The organism is Streptomyces sp. CB03238 (genome assembly GCF_002099185.1).
Lineage (GTDB): Bacteria > Actinomycetota > Actinomycetes > Streptomycetales > Streptomycetaceae > Streptomyces.
The window spans coordinates 76,859-92,938 of record NZ_NBCN01000003.1 but is presented as its reverse complement, the minus strand read 5'-3'; the positions used below and the strand labels follow the sequence as shown (position 1 = coordinate 92,938).

General features: G+C 71.6%; 15 protein-coding genes. 12 read left to right on the top strand and 3 right to left on the bottom strand.

What is annotated here, in order from left to right:
* Nucleotides 1–19 precede the first annotated feature (19 nt).
* Genes BKD26_RS05465 through BKD26_RS05455 form a run of 3 tightly spaced genes read right to left on the bottom strand, consistent with a single transcriptional unit; the run spans nt 20 to nt 3,703 of the window.
* Complete coding sequence (locus BKD26_RS05465; protein ID WP_241518549.1) at nt 20–1,042, bottom strand: MoxR family ATPase; 1,023 nt, start codon at nt 1,040–1,042, stop codon at nt 20–22.
* A gap of 53 nt (nt 1,043–1,095) precedes the next feature.
* On the bottom strand, nt 1,096–3,240 hold the full coding sequence (locus tag BKD26_RS05460) for a trypsin-like peptidase domain-containing protein (RefSeq protein ID WP_241518548.1): 2,145 nt from the start codon (nt 3,238–3,240) through the stop codon (nt 1,096–1,098).
* A 16-nt stretch (nt 3,241–3,256) separates the two neighbouring features.
* A complete protein-coding gene (locus BKD26_RS05455; protein WP_084896375.1) occupies nt 3,257–3,703 on the bottom strand; it encodes a CU044_2847 family protein in 447 nt (148 codons plus the stop codon).
* A gap of 641 nt (nt 3,704–4,344) precedes the next feature.
* Here BKD26_RS05455 and BKD26_RS05450 point away from each other — a divergent pair.
* The 12 genes from BKD26_RS05450 (at nt 4,345) to BKD26_RS05395 (ending at nt 16,079) form a co-directional block, all read left to right on the top strand.
* On the top strand, nt 4,345–4,842 hold the full coding sequence (locus BKD26_RS05450; RefSeq protein WP_084896373.1) for a DUF4430 domain-containing protein: 498 nt from the start codon (nt 4,345–4,347) through the stop codon (nt 4,840–4,842).
* 243 nt (nt 4,843–5,085) lie between these two features.
* A complete protein-coding gene (locus tag BKD26_RS05445) occupies nt 5,086–5,463 on the top strand; it encodes a cupin domain-containing protein (protein ID WP_073755839.1) in 378 nt (125 codons plus the stop codon).
* The gene (locus BKD26_RS05440) at nt 5,460–6,659 is read left to right on the top strand and encodes an FAD-binding oxidoreductase (protein WP_143662614.1); all 1,200 of its coding nucleotides are present in this window, start codon (nt 5,460–5,462) and stop codon (nt 6,657–6,659) included. Before BKD26_RS05445 ends, BKD26_RS05440 begins: the two co-directional genes overlap by 4 nt.
* A gap of 61 nt (nt 6,660–6,720) precedes the next feature.
* Nucleotides 6,721–7,389, top strand: a complete 669-nt coding sequence (epsC, locus tag BKD26_RS05435) for a serine O-acetyltransferase EpsC (RefSeq protein WP_206603675.1) — start codon at nt 6,721–6,723, stop codon at nt 7,387–7,389.
* Entirely contained in the window at nt 7,386–9,056 is a 1,671-nt protein-coding gene (locus BKD26_RS40115; RefSeq protein WP_179166427.1) for a class I tRNA ligase family protein, read from the top strand. Before epsC ends, BKD26_RS40115 begins: the two co-directional genes overlap by 4 nt.
* Before the next feature lie 43 nt (nt 9,057–9,099).
* Nucleotides 9,100–9,912, top strand: a complete 813-nt coding sequence (locus BKD26_RS05425) for an alpha/beta hydrolase (protein WP_084896365.1) — start codon at nt 9,100–9,102, stop codon at nt 9,910–9,912.
* A gap of 4 nt (nt 9,913–9,916) precedes the next feature.
* Nucleotides 9,917–10,474, top strand: coding sequence for a DUF3291 domain-containing protein (locus tag BKD26_RS05420; protein WP_084896363.1), 558 nt, complete (start codon nt 9,917–9,919; stop codon nt 10,472–10,474).
* Nucleotides 10,471–11,739 (top strand): ATP-grasp domain-containing protein, encoded by a 1,269-nt coding sequence (locus tag BKD26_RS05415; RefSeq protein ID WP_084896361.1) that lies wholly within the window; start codon nt 10,471–10,473, stop codon nt 11,737–11,739. The genes BKD26_RS05420 and BKD26_RS05415 overlap by 4 nt, the downstream gene beginning before the upstream one ends.
* 97 nt (nt 11,740–11,836) lie before the next feature.
* Complete coding sequence (locus BKD26_RS05410; protein WP_084896359.1) at nt 11,837–12,331, top strand: GNAT family N-acetyltransferase; 495 nt, start codon at nt 11,837–11,839, stop codon at nt 12,329–12,331.
* A complete protein-coding gene (locus BKD26_RS05405) occupies nt 12,328–13,656 on the top strand; it encodes a SidA/IucD/PvdA family monooxygenase (protein WP_084896357.1) in 1,329 nt (442 codons plus the stop codon). The genes BKD26_RS05410 and BKD26_RS05405 overlap by 4 nt, the downstream gene beginning before the upstream one ends.
* Nucleotides 13,653–14,837 (top strand): amino acid:polyamine antiporter, encoded by a 1,185-nt coding sequence (locus BKD26_RS05400; RefSeq protein ID WP_107417771.1) that lies wholly within the window; start codon nt 13,653–13,655, stop codon nt 14,835–14,837. Before BKD26_RS05405 ends, BKD26_RS05400 begins: the two co-directional genes overlap by 4 nt.
* Nucleotides 14,838–14,840: 3 nt before the next feature.
* Complete coding sequence (locus BKD26_RS05395) at nt 14,841–16,079, top strand: MFS transporter (RefSeq protein ID WP_084896355.1); 1,239 nt, start codon at nt 14,841–14,843, stop codon at nt 16,077–16,079.
* The last annotated feature ends 1 nt before the right edge of the window (nt 16,080 follow it).

Sequence of the window (16,080 nt, the reverse complement as noted above, 5' to 3'; positions counted from 1 at the left end):
ACCCGCCGCAGCCGCTCGATCATGCGGGGAACGCTTCGTCCAGCCGGTGCATGACCGCGCCGAGCAGCTCCTCGCGGCTCAAGTCGGCGCCGGTGCCCCGGAGATGGATGGCCGCGAGCAGCTGGTCCGTGGCCAGGCTCTGCACGGCGGCCTTGCGCAGGAACGCCTCGATCAGGTCGTCGGAATCGGCGAGGGCCTCCTCGCCGAGGTTCTGCCGGACGATGTCGCGCAGCTTCGCCTCGTCCGGGTCGCGCAGATCGAGCCGTACGCACCGGCGCAGGAAGGCGGGCGGGAACTCGCGCTCGCCGTTGCTGGTCATCACCACGACGGGGAAGTGCGCGCAGGACACCACCCCGCGCTGCACCCGGATGCGCTCCCGGCTGCCGGTGACCAGGACGTCCGCGGTCTGCTGGTGCTCGGGCAGCCGCGCCAGCTCGGGAATCTCGAACTCGCCCTCCTCCAGCACCACCAGCAGGTCGTTGGGCAGGTCGATGTCGGACTTGTCGAGCTCGTCGACGAGCAGGACACGCGGCCGGCCGGTGGCGGCGAGCGCCGTGCCGAGTGGGCCCAGGCGCAGATAGTTCCCGATGTCCGAGCTGTTGCCGGCGGTACGCTTCCTCAGCCTGCGCGCGGGACCGCGCAGCGGCTCCCGCTCCCGCTGCAGCGAGGCCTCGCGCAGCCGCCCCACGGCGTCGTACCGGTACAGGGCGTCCGCGAGCGTCGAGCGGCTGTTGACCGACCAGCGCAGTACGTCGCCGAGTCCGAGGTCCTCGGCGAGGGCCCGCGCCAGCGAGCTCTTGCCGGTACCCGGCCGCCCCGTCACGAGCAGCGGTCGACGCAGGTGCAGCGCGGCGTTGACGACGGAGATCTCGTCGGTGCTCATGAGGTAGCGCTGTGCCTGGGGGCGGCGGCGTGAGGCGGGGAAGCGCCGCCACGGCGGCGGCTCCGGCAGCTCGGCCGGACCCCGGAACGCCCACCAGTGCTCCGGGGGCGCGCTGTTGCCCTCAAGGTCGGCGGGCTCGGTGGCGTGCGGGTCGGGCACGGGCGCGGTCTCCTTGTCGGGGATGGCGGGAACGGTCTCACTGCGCGGCGGGCTCATGGCTGGGTGAGGGCCCACGCGTCCGGCGCGAGCGGCGGTGGCCGGTGGTCGGGGCCGTCGTGCAGCAGCGACAGGCGGCGCCCGCGGTGCGTGGCACAGTCCGGGTCGGCCAGCGCCTTGGCCCGCTCCAGGCGGACAGCCTCGGGGATATGGGCGTGGTCGACGCCCTCCACCAGCGCCAGCAGGTCACTGGCGGTCTCCCCGCTGTGGTCCTCGCGGTGCCACAGCACCGTGTGCACCCCGGCCTGGATGCACTGGCGCAGCACCCGCCCCTGCTGCTGCCGGTCGCAGCACACCACGACGATTCCCGCCTGCGGGCTCGCCTCCAGGCGGGCCAGGGCGACGGTCGGGTTCGCACACCGCTCGTCGAGCAGGAGCCGGGGCGAGGCCGCCAGGGCGCTGCTGCGGCGCTTCCACCCCGCGTACGTCTCCCTCGTCCGCTCCGAACTGCGCAGCACCACGCGCCGCGTCACGCCGGGGTGGAAGCCGATGTCGTCGGCGTCGCCCGGGAACTCCCACGTGTCCACGTCGAGCCGCAGCCAGGCATGCGCGACGAAGAACTCCACGAGCGCCGTTTCCGGATGCTCCCGCACTTCCGTACGGAGAACCCGTCGGATCGCCTCCACGACCTGGTGGCTGGTGACTTCGGTGTCCTCGGTCAGCACCACCTCGTGCCGGCCGTCCTCGCTCCACACCCAGATCTGGTACGTGAACAGATGCCCGGGCGCCACGGGCAGCAGCTCGACCTGCACCCGGGGCGCGGCGGCGACCTGCGTGCAGGTGGCCGCCGCGGCATGGGCGGCGGAGGCGTCCGCCCGGAACTGGTCGACCGCGGCAGGCGCCACGCCCAGCCGTGGCGCCGTGGAGCGCACCCACGCGTCCAGGTCGTCCGCGAGATGCTCCCCGCCCGCGCCCGCCGCCGCCCGTTCCTCGACAGCGACACGGACGACGCCCTGCAGCAAGGGGGGCATGGGCTGGCCCGGCGGGGCGTCGTACCCCTCCAGGACGTCCATGGCCTGCGCGAGGTCGGACGGAGCCGGCAGCCGCTCGGCGTACGGCAGCACCGCGCGCAGCAGCGCGGCGGGGTCCGTGACCCGGCACTGGGAGAGCAGCGCGGTCAGATTCCGCCGGCGGCCCAGCGAGAGCTGCTCGCGCGGGCTGACGATGCGGGCGATCCGCAGCAGCTGCTCCCGGCCGCCCGGCTCCGCGAGGGCGCCCGGCCGGCACTCGGCCAGCTGGTCGTGCACGAGGTCGACCAGCTCGGGCACCCCGCGTCGTACCCCCATGGCCGTCCCGGCGAGGCGCTCGACGTCGGCGGCCGCGCCCGCCGACCGCCTGCCGAGCCGTGCGGCGAGCCGCTCCTCGCACTCCCTGACCGACTGACGGGACGGCAGCAACTGCTCCAGCACGGCGAGGAGTTGCTGGCGGCCGCGCCCGGCGGCGGGGACCGCGACGGGCGGCAGGCCGGGCAGCTCGGCCTCGATGGACGACAGGCCGATCGCGTACATGGCGGCGGGCGGCCCCTGGTGCCGCCCCGCGGAGTGCCCGGTTTCGTGCGCGGCGACGACCAGACCGACCACGGCCTGACGGTCCCGGTCCCACAGCGGGCCCCCGCTGAACCCCTCTGTCACCCTGCCGCCGAGCACGTCGAGAGCGATCCACGGATGGGCCGACACGCGCGGCATCGCGCGCAGCGTGGTCAGGGCATGGCCGCTCGCCCACTGCGCCACCACCTCGTTGCCGTCCCGGTGGGGGAGGAAGGGGGCGGGTTCGGCGCCCGGCGGGGCGTCGGTGTCGAGCTCGATCACCGCCAGATCGCCGTAGTACGGCAGGGTGCCCGGGGGCGGCGGAGAGGGCCGGCCGGGCGCGGGGCGGGAGCGCGGCGGTACCCACATCTCCTCGACGACCCGGCCGGTCAGCGCGCGGTCCCGGTCGGCATGCGGCAGCCGCAGCGTGACCGGCTGCCCGCGCGAGGGCGCCGGCATGGTGAAACGGTGCAGGCCGAGCGCGCTGTTGACGACATGGGCGCAGGTCAGGACCAGTCGCGGGGCGATCAGGACACCGGCGCCGACCGGCCGGGCCTCGCCGAGCACCGACACGAACGCCCGGTGCAGCGGGGCGTCGTCCCGGTCCGGGTCCACCAGCGGCCGCACGGTGTCAGGAGCCGTTCACCCGGCCGGGCACGACGGCGGGGGGTTCCACGGCCGGGGCGTCCTGCGCGGCCTGCCCCTCCGCCGCGAGATTCCAGGTCGCCGAGACGGTGAAGCTGGCCTCGCCCTTCCCGGAGAAGACGCCCAGGCTCAGATCACTTCCCAGCGTGACGCCGAACTCGACCGTCACCTCGTCCGGGCGCTGGGCGAACTGCGCGAAGCTGCGGTGGATCCCGCCGAGCACGCCCCCGAGCGGCCGCAGCGCCGCCGTCAGCGCCTCGCCGCCCCGCGTCAGCGCCTGCGCGGCGCGCCCGTCCGCGCTCACCGGCCGGGCGGTGCCGAAGCCCGCCGGAAGGTCCAGCTCGTCGTCGGCGCCGGCGGGCATGTCGCCGCCGGGCGCGAGGTGCAGGCGTACTTCGGAACCATCGTCGAAGGTGAGTCTCACGTCCCCCATGAAGCAAGTTTTGCACGGCATCGGCGAGTACGGCGCGGTGTTCGCGGATCACCTCCGGCACGGGCCGGCCGAGCGCGCGGTCCGCACATCGGGCCCCGGCGGGGGCCCGGACGGAACGCCGTGGCGACCGGCTCACGCCCTGTGATGGCGGTAATTACCCGCGTTCCACCTTCTCTTCTTCGGTGAAAAGGCGAATTCCTTTGCGGCGTAACGCATTTACATGAAGTCGTTGGGCGCCCGGCACGCGGAGAGCGGTGATCGACGAGGACGTCGACACGGTTCGCGGGGGGTCTCTTCGGCCACACAACCGGAGTGACTCCATCCTCTTGGTTCGCCTGTGCGCCCGGCATATGATCGCATCTCAAACCCCGTACGGGGCCGGGGGATTAGCGTGTGCGTGACTGGAGGGGGAGGCCGGCGAAAGCCGTTTTGGCGCTGACCGTCAGCAGTGAGCAGCGCGGTCGCGCTGTGGACGCTGTGATTTCACGCGGTTGTCACCTCTCCCTGCTGTTCTGTCCCGGCATGCCTCATCACCGCTCGGCCGCAGCCGCCACACCGGAACAGGTGTCAGCGGCTGAGGCCGTGGCGCGAACCGTACGGGTAACGAGACAGTCTTCGGCACTTCAGAAAGGCAGACATCGATGCGAAGCACGCTGATTCGCCGCGTTGTGATATCGGCGGCCGCGATTGGCCTGACCGTCACCGCGGCCCCCGCTGTCGCCCATGCGGATGCGGCGGCTGTCAATCGGCCCATCCTGGTGGCCCTGAAGGTGCAGGGGCCCGATGGCAAGCTCTTCTCGGGCGGCGTCATCACCAAGGGCCACGACGTGACCACCGCCACCGGCGGGACGCACAAGTGCGACGGCACCAACGGGGGAGCGAATTCCACGCCGGGCGCGACGCCGACCGCGGCCCTGGACAGCGCCGCACGTGCCCACGGCTTCACCTGGGACGGTGTCTGGTACCCCAGCTTCGACGACTACTTCGTCGACACCATCAAGGGCGTCAAGCTCGATTCGTCCTCCGCCTACTGGAACATCTCGGTCAACGGCACGTCCATCCCGGTCGGCGGCTGCCAGTTCCACCTGAAGCCGGGCGACGCGGTCGCCTTCACGTGGACGCCGATCGTGGCGTCGTAGCCGACAGACGCGCGAACTCATCTGACTGCCAGTCAATCAGCGCTCGCTGTGGGATAGTTCACGCCCCGCCGACGCGGGACTGAAACGGGCATTCAATGGCAAGCGGAGCGATTCACCTCTTGCGCTGCGTGTTGTGCGGGCGGCAAGATCATTTCCCGGACGGTAACTGCCCCAGCCGGACGCCCCGGCTCGGTCGCTCATGACGCCCCGTCCATTCACCACCAAAAGAGGGAGCAAGCAGGCATGCACGCGTTCAGTTGGACGCCGGACGACATGGTCTTCGAAGCGGAATACAACGTTGCGGGCCGCCGGCTTTTCCCCTGGCCCGGTGTGCCGGAGCCCTTCTGGGGCGGGGCCTGGGTGTCGGTTCCCGAAGGGGAGACCTCCACCAGCCACAATCACGACGAGAACGAAATGTTCTTCATCTTCGAGGGCACCGGTGTGATGCGCATCGGTGACGAGGAGCGTCGTGTGAGCAAGGGTGACACGATCTTCATCACCCCCTTCAAGGATCACACCCTCACCAACGACACCGACAAGCCGCTGATCTTCCTCACCATTTGGTGGGGCGGTGCGGAGGCCGAGGCGAAGCGAGCCGCTGCCGAGGAAGCCTCGGCGTGAGTCCGAGCTCCCAGATGCGCGCCGATGTCGTTGTCGTCGGAGGCGGGGTGGTGGGTGCGAGCATTGCCCACCACCTCGCCGCCGCCGGCTCTGCCGACGTCCTGCTGTGCGAACAGGGCATCGCGCCCGGCCAGGGCGCGACGTCCCGGTCCGGCGGGCTCCTGCGGCTGCACCACACGGCACACTGCGACACCCGTCTGGCCGCCCGGAGCCTGCCGGTCTTCCAGAACTGGCAGGACACCGTGGGCGGCGAATGCGGTTACCGCCGGACGGGTTTCGTGATGCTCGTCGCCGAGAAGTACGCCGAAAGCCTGCGCCGGAACTCAGCGGCGGTCGAGGAGTCGGGCGGGCGCAGCGAGCTGATCGACCCCGTCGATCTCACGGAGCTCTATCCCGGGCTCGGCGTGGACGGCGTCGGAGCGGCGGCATACGAGCCCGAGGGCGGGTACGCGGACCCCGTCGCCGCGGCCGGTACGCTGCTCGCGGCCGCGCGTCGCCGCGGTGCCAGGGTCGCCGACGGGATGTGCGTACGACGGCTGCTCACCACCGGCGACCGGATCAGCGGCGTCGAGACCAACCTCGGAGAGGTGTCCGCGCCAGTGGTGGTGCTCGCCTCCGGAGCCTGGAGCGGTCGCGACCTGGCCGGAGCCGTGGGCGTCACCGTCGAGGTGGCACCGCGCCGCATCGGGCTCGCGCTCGCCGCCGTACCCGGGGCCGGGAACTCGGGCGCGGGGTTGCCCACCTGCATCGACGACACCACGGGCACGTACTTCCGCCCGTCCGGGAACGACGGCCTCTACTTCGGCGTACCCAGCCATCCCGCTGTGAGCCTGGGCACCGACGTCGAACCCCTCACCCCGGACGAGGTGTCCGCCGCCAAGGACGCCGTCGCCACCCGCGTGAAGGCCGTCGGCGGTGCGGAACTACTGGGCAGCAAAGCCGGGTTCGACGGCTACACACCCGACAGGAGACCGCTCATCGGGCCCGCCGGGCCGGACGGGCTCTACCTCGCCACCGGATTCAGCGGCGGCGGCTTCAAGACCGCTCCAGCCGTGGGGGAGCTGGTGGCCGCCGAGCTCCTGGGGGGTGCGGGGGTGGCCGGGCGAGCCGAAGAGCCTCTGCTCACGCCGTACCGTCCGGGTCGGTTCGTCGCCGGCCGACCTGTAGTGGGGGACTTCACCTATGAGCGCATGTAAGTCGGACGGTCCGATACCTTCCGGCAGAACCAGACGCGGGCTCCGGGCCGTTCTCGCGCACATGCGGGAGGACATCTCCGTGGTGATGGAGAAGGACCCCGCGGCCCGCAGCGCACGCGAGGTACTCCTCTACCCGCACATCCACGCCCTGTGGGCCCACCGCGTCTCCCACTGGTTCTACCACCGCGGATTCCGGGTGACGGCGCGGGCCGTCTCGATGCTGGCACGGTTCGTCAGCGGGATCGAGATCCATCCCGGAGCCGTCATCGGACGCCGGTTCTTCATCGACCACGGGGCCTCCGTGGTGATCGGTGAGGACGTGGTCATCGGCGAGGACGTGATGCTCTACCACCAGGTGACCCTGGGATCGGTGGGCTGGTGGCGCGACTTCAAGCGTCCGCCGGGCACCCGCCGGCATCCACGGCTGGAGGACAAGGTGATCGTCGGCGTCGGTGCCAGCGTCCTCGGGCCCGTCACCGTCGGTACGGCGTCCAGGATCGGTGCCGGTGCCGTGGTGGCCGTGGACGTGCCGCCGCACAGCCGCGTCTCGGGCAGCGCCAGGGAATGTCACATCACGCCAGACCCCACGTCGACGACCGGCGAGGCCGTCTCCGCAGCGGCGTCCCCGGACCCGGCCCCCTCGGGCCAGGCCGCCGCGCCGGCGCCGCAGAAGATGCCGAAGCGCGGCGCCACACCACCATCACGCACCAACAGGAGTGCCCGTACATGAACGCCCTTGACGTCGAGAGCCGCTCTTTCGTGGTGACCAGCGCACCACCGAACCCCAACGGTGACCTGCACCTCGGACACCTCTCCGGCCCGTTCCTCGGCGCCGACGTGATGCGCCGCCACCTCGTACAGCGCGGCCACGACGTGCGGTACGTCGGCTACTCCGACGAGCACTCCTGCTACGTACCCCGCAGGGGCGAGGAGCTCGGCGGCAAGAGCGCGTACGAGACGGCTCACGTCTTCGGCCGGCGCATGGAGAACACCCTCGCCATGGCCGGGATGCGGCACGACTACTTCACCCGTCCCCTGCGCGAACAGCTGCACACCGACATAGTCCAGCGGTTCTTCCTGGAGCTGTGGGACAAGGGCGCCTTCGAAGTCCACGAGCTGCCCGTCTTCCACTGCGCCGACTGCGACCGCCATCTGTACGAGGCGGAGGTCCGCGGCGAGTGCCAGTTCTGCGCCGCCCCGTCGGACGGCGTCTACTGCGAGGAGTGCGGGCTGCCCCAGGAGCCCGCCGGGCTGGCCGCCCCCCGCTGCACCCGGTGCTGGACCGCCCCCGAGCTCCGCACACTGCGCCGCATCTCCTTCCCGCTCGAGGCGATGCGCGACGCCCTGACGGAGTACTACGCCCAGGCGCAGAGCAAGGCGGAGTGGCGTCCCCGGCTGAAGGCCTACCTCGAAACGCTGCTCTCCGGGCCCCTCCCGCTGACGCCGGTGAGCCGTGAGGACGGTTACGGCATCCCCGTGCCGCTGCCGGGCTGGGAGGGTCACATCCTGGACACCTGGTTCAGTGGGATCTTCGGTTATGTGGCGGCGACCGCCGGCCTCACCCGTGCCGAGGGGGAGCCGGAGCTGTGGGAGCGGCTGTGGAGCGACCCCGCCACCGAAGTGATCAACTTCATCGGGTTCGACTGCAGCTTCAGCCACGCGGTGCTGTGGCCGGCCCTCCTGCTGGCGCACGGCGGCCTGACACTGCCCGCACAGGTGGTGACCAACGAGTTCTACCGGCTGGAGGGCGACAAGTTCTCCACCAGCCGCAACCACGCCATCTGGGGCAGCGAGTTCCTGACCCAGGTGTCGGCGGACGCGCTCCGTATGCACCTGTGCCTGACGGGCCCCGAGCTCTCGCAGACCAATTTCGCGATGAAGGAGTTCCAGGACACCGTCGACCGGGTTCTGGTCAACGGCCTGGAGCAGTGGGTCGAGACCGTGGTGCGGCTGGTACGCGAGGACATGGGCGGCGTCGTACCGGCGGCGGACTGGACCACGGGGCCGCTCGGCGGTACGACGGCGAAGGTGGCCGACGCCGTGGCCGACGCCCTGGCGCCCGAACACTTCTCGCCCCAGCGCGCGGCCACGCTGCTCGCCGGCGCCGTCTCGGAAGCCGTCGCCGACCTGCCCGGGCTGGAGGCCGCACGGTCGGGAGACCGCGCGGCGTACGAGAGCCGGCTCGCCACCCACCTGGAGCTGCTGGCCCGGTTCGCCGCGGCGGCCTGGGCGATCACACCGGCGTGGTCCTCCTCACTGCTCGACCGGCTGGGCATCGCCCCGGCCGACGCCTTCCGCGGCACTCCGCCGTGGCCGGTGGGCACCGGGCGTTTCCTGCCGGCCGGCGGGCGTATCGCCGACCGCGTACCGGTGTTCTTCCGCCCTGTGGACGCGTAGCCGGACAACCCCCCTCACCCTCCTCTCCTGAAAGCTGTACGCCTTGCCAACGGTCACGACCTCCGGCTGTCCGGTCGACTACACCGTCGCCGGTACCGGCCCCTGCCTCGCTCTGGTGCACGGCACCGGCGGCTCGCCCGAATCCACCTTCGGGCACGTGCTGGACGCGTTCACCGACCGGCACACCGTCGTGCGGCCCTGCCTGTCCGGAGCCGGTGGCACCAAGGACCCAGGAGACCCGCTGACGGTCGAGTTGCTCGCCGAACAGACCGCCGCGGCGGTGCGGGACGCCGGTGCCGGACCGGCCGTCGTGATGGGCTATTCGCTGGGGGCGGTGGTGGCCGCGGCCACTGCCGCCGCCCACCCCGGCCTGGTGCGGGGCCTGGTGCTCCTCGCCGGGTGGGCGGTCACCGACGACCGTCAGCGCCACGCGTTCGACCTGTGGCGTCGCCTCGAAGCGCTCGACCACGACGCCTTCGCCCGGTTCCTGCACCTCAGCGGCTGGACCACGGAGCACCTGAACCGGCTGGGCACCGCCGGGATCGAAGAACTCGTGGCCGAGGAGCGGGTGCCACCCGGGATCGTCCGGCACATCGATCTGAACACGCGCGTGGACATCCGCGGCCTCCTGCCGCGGATCACCGTCCCGACGCTGGTGATCGGCTGCACCCAGGACCAGATCGTCCCGGTCGGTTACGCGCGCGCCCTGCACGACGCCATCCCGCACAGCCGCTACGCGGAGATCGACGCAGGCCACTTCGCACTGTTCGAGAAACCGCGGGACGTCATCGCCCTCGTCCGTGACTTCGCCCGTGACGTCGCCGACGACTCTTCTGTCGACGCACCGAAAGAGTAGAGAAATGCCCCGTATCGCCTTCACCACCTTCAACATCCTGAAGGAGCCCTACGGCCACCCGGTCGTCCAGGAATTCGACGACCGGACACCGTCCACCTTCCGAGAAGCCGAGCTGAGCCCGGGGTTCATCGACCGGGCGGTGGCGGTCGACGACCGGGAGGACCTCACCAACTTCGAACGTGACTGGGGACAGTGGGGCCGGTTCGCCGTCCCGCGCTTCTACACCGGCGGCCGCACCGCCGGTACCGACAGCCGGGCGTCCACGCTGTCCCTGTGGAAGGACATCGAGTCCGTCTTCTCCTTCTCCTACTCGGGCGTCCACCGCGACGCCCTGCGCAAGCGCCACGAGTGGTTCGTCAAGCCGGAGTGCCCCTCCTACGCCATGTGGTGGGTCGGCGACGACACCGTACCGACCTGGGAGGACGCCTGCCGCCGGATCGAGCACCTCCACGACCACGGCCCGACCCCGGAGTCCTTCACGTTCCACCACCCCTTCACCCCGGACGGCAGCCCCACCAAGCTGTCCGGCATCGGCCGCGCCGCCACCAAGGACCTCGCATGAGCGGGCAGGAGGGAGTGCTGCTGGTCGTCGGCATCGGCAGCCAGAAGGACCGGGACAGCCGCCCCTACCGTGAACACCTGCTCGCCGGAGCCGCCCGCGCCTGCCCCCTGTGGCTGCTGGAGACGGACGAGCTCACCTGGCAGGCCCCGTACGCCACCGGCAGCACGGTGCTGAGCGGGCGTACCCCGGACGACCTCGTCGCCGCCGCCCGCCAGGTCGCCGCGGAGCGCGACATCATCGGGGTCCTCGCACCGGACGAAGGCCTCCTGCTGCCCTCGGCGCACCTCATCGCCGCCCTCGGAGTGCCGGGCGCGTCCGTCGACGCCATCTCGGCGTGCCGGGACAAGAAGCTCAGCCGACGGCTCATGACGGACGCCGGACTGCTGCAGCCCCGGCACACCAGCGTCACCTCCGCCGAGGAACTGCGGGCGGTGGGCGAGGAGTTCGGCTACCCCCTGGTGCTCAAGCCGCGCTCCATGGGCGCCAGTTCCGGGGTCATCAAGGTGACCGGGCCCGAGGAGACGGACGAGGCGTACCGGATCACGGTGGCGGCCTCGACGTACCCCGGGATCCAGCTGTACCCCGACATCGTCGTCGAAGAGTTCCTCGACGGGCCGGAGATCAGCGTCGACGGGTCGGTGGTGGACGGTGCGTTCACCGCCCACATCGTCGCCCGCAAGAAGATCGGGCAACCGCCGTTCTTCATCGAGACCGGCCACATCGTCTCCCCGGACGACCCCTACCTCCACGACCCCGACATCTCCGACCTGCTGCAAAGGGCCCACAAGGCGCTGGGCTTCCACCACGGCATGACCCACGCGGAGATCAAGTTCACGCCGCGGGGCCCGGTCGTCATCGAGATCAACGGCCGCCCGGGCGGGGACCTCATCCCGAAACTCGGCTGGCTCGCCGGCGGTGTCGACCTCGGCCGGATCGCGGCGGAGGTGGCCCTGGGCGTACGGCAGGACCGGCCGACGGCCGAGCCCGAGAACCCCCGCACGGTGGGAATCCGCTTCTGCTGCCCCACCGAGCCGACCACCATGACGGGCGTCTCCCTGCCGTCCGCCGCCGACCACCCCCACCTCCTGGAAGCCGAACCCCTGGCCCTCCCCGGCGCGACCCTGCAGCCGCCTCCGGGTGACTACGTGTCCCGCTACGCCTACCTGATCGCGGAAGGCGGCGACCAGGACGAGGTGGCGAGCCGCCTCGACGCCCTGGAGCAGGCCGTCGTACTCGAAGGCGACCCGGCCGAGTCGCCGTCCTGAACCACGGGCCGAGGCGCCGGGGGCCGGCCCGCCGGCCCCGCACGCCGTACCCACCGGGGCACGCCCCTGGGCAACACAGAGTAAGAGGCAGCAAGACATGCCCTATCGCATCAGCCACGTCGATGAATCGACGTTCGAGGCGGTGCTCCCGCTGATCGCCGACTACCAGAACTTCTACGGCTGCGCGCCGGACGACGCCCGCAACAGGGCGTTCTTCGGCGACCTGCTCGCCGACCCCGCCCAGGGGCTCCAGCTCCTGGCCTCGGACGACGAAACAGGCCAGGCGGTTGGCTTCGCGACCCTCTACTGGGTCCGCGTGTCCACCCGCGCCACGGTGGTCGCCCTGCTGAACGACCTCTACGTACGGCCCGGCCACCGCGGGAATCAGGTCGGTGCCGCGCTGCTGCGCGCGGCCGCCGACGCGGCCGGCGAGCGCGGGTACGGGTCCCTCGTATGGGAAACCGCGCCCGACAACCACCGGGCGCGGACGTTGTACGACCGTTTCCTCCAGGACGCCGGAGAACCGGGCGCGTCGTCGACCTGGATCCACTACTCGCACACCATCAACGCCCGACCCAAGGGGGAAAAGTGACGACGACTCCGGCGCGTTCCGAACAACCGGAACACTATGACGTGCTCGGGATCGGCTTCGGTCCCGCCAACCTCGCCCTGGCCATCGCGCTGCAGGAGGAGAACGCCGGTCTCAGCGTCTCCTTCCTGGAGGCCAAGCCGGAGGTCGCCTGGCAGAGCGCCATGCTGCTCGACGGTTCCGACATCCAGAACAACCCGATACGCGACCTCGTGTCCCTGCGCAACCCGCGCAGCCGGTACAGCTTCGTCAACTACCTCCACGAGGAGGGCAGGCTCCTCGAGTTCCTGAACCTCCCCATGGAGTTCCCGCTGCGCAAGGAGTACACCCGGTACATCTCCTGGGTGGCCCGGTACTTCGACGACGTCGTCGAATACAACGTCGCCGCGACCGACATCGCCATCGTCCCGGGCGACGAGGGCCGCAACGTATACCGGGTGACCGGGTCCGACGGCGTCGTCCGCCACGCCCACGCCCTGGTACTCGGCCCGGGCCGCTCCGCCTTCGTCCCCGAACCGTTCGACCGCGTCGAGTCGCCCCGGGTGTTCCACCTGACGCGCTACCTGCCCGCCCTCGACGCGCTGCGGGAAGCGGCGGAGCGGGGCGAGGGCCAGTGGCCGCCGAAGGAGGTGGCCGTCATCGGCGGCAGCCAGAGCGCCGTCGAGCTGACCCTCGACCTGTCACGGCGTTTCCCCGACGCGACGGTCACCACCTATGTACGCCCGTACGGGCTGCGGCTGAAGGACACCAGCCCCTTCAGCGAGGAGGGGTACTTCCCCGAGTTCACCCAGTACTACTACCAGGCGCCGAGGCACCGGAAGAAGGTGCTGGACGACTACATGCGCCTCACCAACTACTCGGCCGCCGACGGAGACGTACTGCACGAGCTGTACGCCCTGATCTACGAGCAGAAGCTCGACGGCGACCAGCGGGTCTTCGTCCGGGGCAACCGCCAGACCATGGCGGTGCAGGACGGCCCGGACGGTGTCCGCCTGCAGGTCAAGGAGCTGAACACCGGGGAGACCGAGGACGTACGCGCCGATGTCGTGGTGCTCGCCACCGGCTTCCGCGACCTGGGCCCCGGCCCGCACCAGGAGCGCGTACCGCCGCTCATGGAGGGCATCGCCGACTCCTTCGTCTTCGACGAGGACGGCTACCTGGACATCAGCGCGGACTACCTCCTGACGCCGATGGACGCCGACACGCCCGACCTGTACCTGAACGGGCTGTGCGAGTCCTCCCACGGCATCGGCGACGCCGGTTCGTTCAGCCTGCTGTCCCTGCGCGCCGGCGTCCTCCTCGACAGGTTGCGCAAGCGCGCCCGATGACCGCCGACACCCAGCGGGTTCCGGGCGCCGGCACGGCAGGGGACACCGACGGCGGAACCCGGCCGCGGCACCCCGCGCCCCGTCTCGCCGCCGGGGTGTTCCAGGGCGTCGCCGGCGCCGGCATGCTCGTCATGCCGGCCGTCGTCCACGGGCTGGCCGGCCCGAGCGCTCCGCTGCTCTGGGGGGCGCACGTGGCGCTGGGCGCCGCGGTCGCCCTGCTCCTGACGCTGCTGGCGCGCACCGGCCTGCCGCCCATGCCGCTGGCCGCGGCGGTGGGGTCGGTCCTCGGCCGTACGTCGCAGCGGTGCGTCGACCTGGCGTACACGATTGGTTTCTCCGCCGGCCAGGCCGCTCTGGCCTGGTTCGCCGCGCAGAGCGTCGTGGCGGCCGTGGCGGAGGACGGTCACGCCGCTGCCTGGCTGGGCCCGGTCGTCGCCTTCGGCGTGCTGGGGGTGGGCTTCGTCCTCGCGCTGCTGGACGTGCCCACGCCGCCGGCCCTGCTGCGCCTGCGCCTGCCGGTCGTGGGCCTCCTCGCCTTCGCGTGCGCCGCGGCCGCCTGGCCCGCGGCGGCACCGGGGAGCGCGCTCACGCCGGCCTCGGTGCCCGGCGCCGCGGCGGCGGCCGGGATCGCGCTGCTGGTGCTGTACTTCGCGGGCGTCGGCTGGGAATCGGTCACGGACCTGGTCCCGCGCACGAAGGCGGGGCCCGGGGTGACGCTGGCGGGGGTCGCGCTGGGCGCGTCGGCGGTGGCGGCCGTCTACCTGCCCCTGGCATGGCTGTACGGGGCGGCCGCCGGGCGACCGGAGGGAACACCGCCGGGGTGGCTGCGCTACGCCCTGTCCACGGCCCTGCTCGCCGTCATCACCTCGTACTGCTTCACCAACATCCGTGCGGCCGGGCGGATCGTGGCCCGTGTGACGGGCTCCACCGACCCCGGCGCGCGGCGGCGGCAGCTCGCGGTCGTCGGCCTGCTCTGCGCGGCCTTCGCCACGGCCGGCGCCCTGCCCGGCTCGGTGGTCTGGCTGCTCCTGCTTCCCGCCTGCGCCGCGACCGTCGGCTACGTCATGGGCGCGGTCGCCGCGTTCCGCCGGATCGGCAACGTCACGCGCTGGCTCGCCTGGCCGCTCGTGGTGGCGCTCGCGGCAGTGGTCGAACCCATCCGACTCCTTCTCCTTGGCTGACATATGACGCGACTTTTCCGCAGTTACTTCGGCGGGGTCACCCGAGCCATCGCCATCGTCTCGCTCGGTGTCTTCATCAACCGCCTGGGTGGCTTCTTCACCCTGTTCCTCACGCTGATCCTCACCGACCGGGGGTACGAGCCGGGCCACATCACCTTCGCCCTGGTGGCCGTGGCGGTGGCGGGCATGGCCGGCGCGGGCGTCGCGGGCAAGCTCTCCGACTGGCTGGGGCTGCGGGGCGCGCTCCTGCTGTCCAGCACGCTCACCGCGCTGTGCGCCTTCGCGTCGGCCGTGGTGGAGCAATTCGCGCTGACGGTCGTGGTCTCGTGTCTGCTCAACGCCGGTGTGCAGGCGTACGGGCCGGCCGCGCAGACGGTCGTGGGCGTCGAGGCGAGCGACGACCGGCGCGTCGGCATGTTCGCCGTCTACCGCCTCGCGATGAACCTGGGAGTCACGGTCGGCCCGCTGCTCGGCGCCTTCCTCATGGACTGGTCCATGACGGCGCTGCTGGTCGGCAACGGCATCGCCGCGACGGCGGCGACACTGCTGCTGCTCGCACTGCCCCGGCGTCTGGGCCGGGCGGCCGCCGTCCCGGACGGCGAGGGCAAGCGGCGGGGAACCGGGCCGGCCGTGCGCATGAACCGCGGCTTCATCGGTGCCGCGGTGCTGTTCGGCCTGATCTCCCTCGTCTACGCCCAGCAGACCGGGTCGCTGGCACTGGCCATCCACGACTCGGACCACGACCAGAAGCTCTACGGCTGGCTGCTCACGCTGAACGCCGTCCTCGTGATCCTGGTGGAAATACCGTTGAGCCGGTACTCCTCGCGCTGGGCCCGCCGTACGACCGTGGTCTTCGGCGCGGTGTGCGTCTGCGGCGGCTACGCGGTGAACCTCTTCGGGATAAGCCTCGGCGTGCTGATCGCCGGAGTCCTCATCTGGACCCTGGGCGAAATCCTGGTGGCCCCGGTCGCCGCGGCGTTCTCGACCGAGGTGGCGCCCGACGGGGCTGCTTCCAAGTACCTGTCCTTCCTCGGTCTGTGCCAGACCACCGGCATGTCCATCGGCCCGGCGGCCGGCGTGTTCGCCTACAGCCACGGAACCTCACTGCCCTGGGCGATGTGCGCCGTCGTGCTCGTCATCACCGCCGGCGGTCTCTTCTACCTGGTGCCCCGCTGCCAGCTCGCGGCGAAAGTGTCCGCCGACGGCTCGCGGCCCGACTCCACCTCCCGTCAACCTGCCTAGG

Excerpts from the sequence above, each read along its gene's own strand:
- BKD26_RS05455 (WP_084896375.1), bottom strand. The coding sequence starts at position 3,703 with ATGGGGGACGTGAGACTCACCTTCGACGATGGTTCCGAAGTACGCCTG.
- BKD26_RS05450 (WP_084896373.1), top strand. The coding sequence starts at position 4,345 with ATGCGAAGCACGCTGATTCGCCGCGTTGTGATATCGGCGGCCGCGATT.
- BKD26_RS05445 (WP_073755839.1), top strand. The coding sequence starts at position 5,086 with ATGCACGCGTTCAGTTGGACGCCGGACGACATGGTCTTCGAAGCGGAA.
- epsC (WP_206603675.1), top strand. The coding sequence starts at position 6,721 with ATGCGGGAGGACATCTCCGTGGTGATGGAGAAGGACCCCGCGGCCCGC.
- BKD26_RS40115 (WP_179166427.1), top strand. The coding sequence starts at position 7,386 with ATGAACGCCCTTGACGTCGAGAGCCGCTCTTTCGTGGTGACCAGCGCA.
- BKD26_RS05420 (WP_084896363.1), top strand. The coding sequence starts at position 9,917 with ATGCCCCGTATCGCCTTCACCACCTTCAACATCCTGAAGGAGCCCTAC.
- BKD26_RS05415 (WP_084896361.1), top strand. The coding sequence starts at position 10,471 with ATGAGCGGGCAGGAGGGAGTGCTGCTGGTCGTCGGCATCGGCAGCCAG.
- BKD26_RS05410 (WP_084896359.1), top strand. The coding sequence starts at position 11,837 with ATGCCCTATCGCATCAGCCACGTCGATGAATCGACGTTCGAGGCGGTG.
- BKD26_RS05400 (WP_107417771.1), top strand. The coding sequence starts at position 13,653 with ATGACCGCCGACACCCAGCGGGTTCCGGGCGCCGGCACGGCAGGGGAC.
- BKD26_RS05395 (WP_084896355.1), top strand. The coding sequence starts at position 14,841 with ATGACGCGACTTTTCCGCAGTTACTTCGGCGGGGTCACCCGAGCCATC.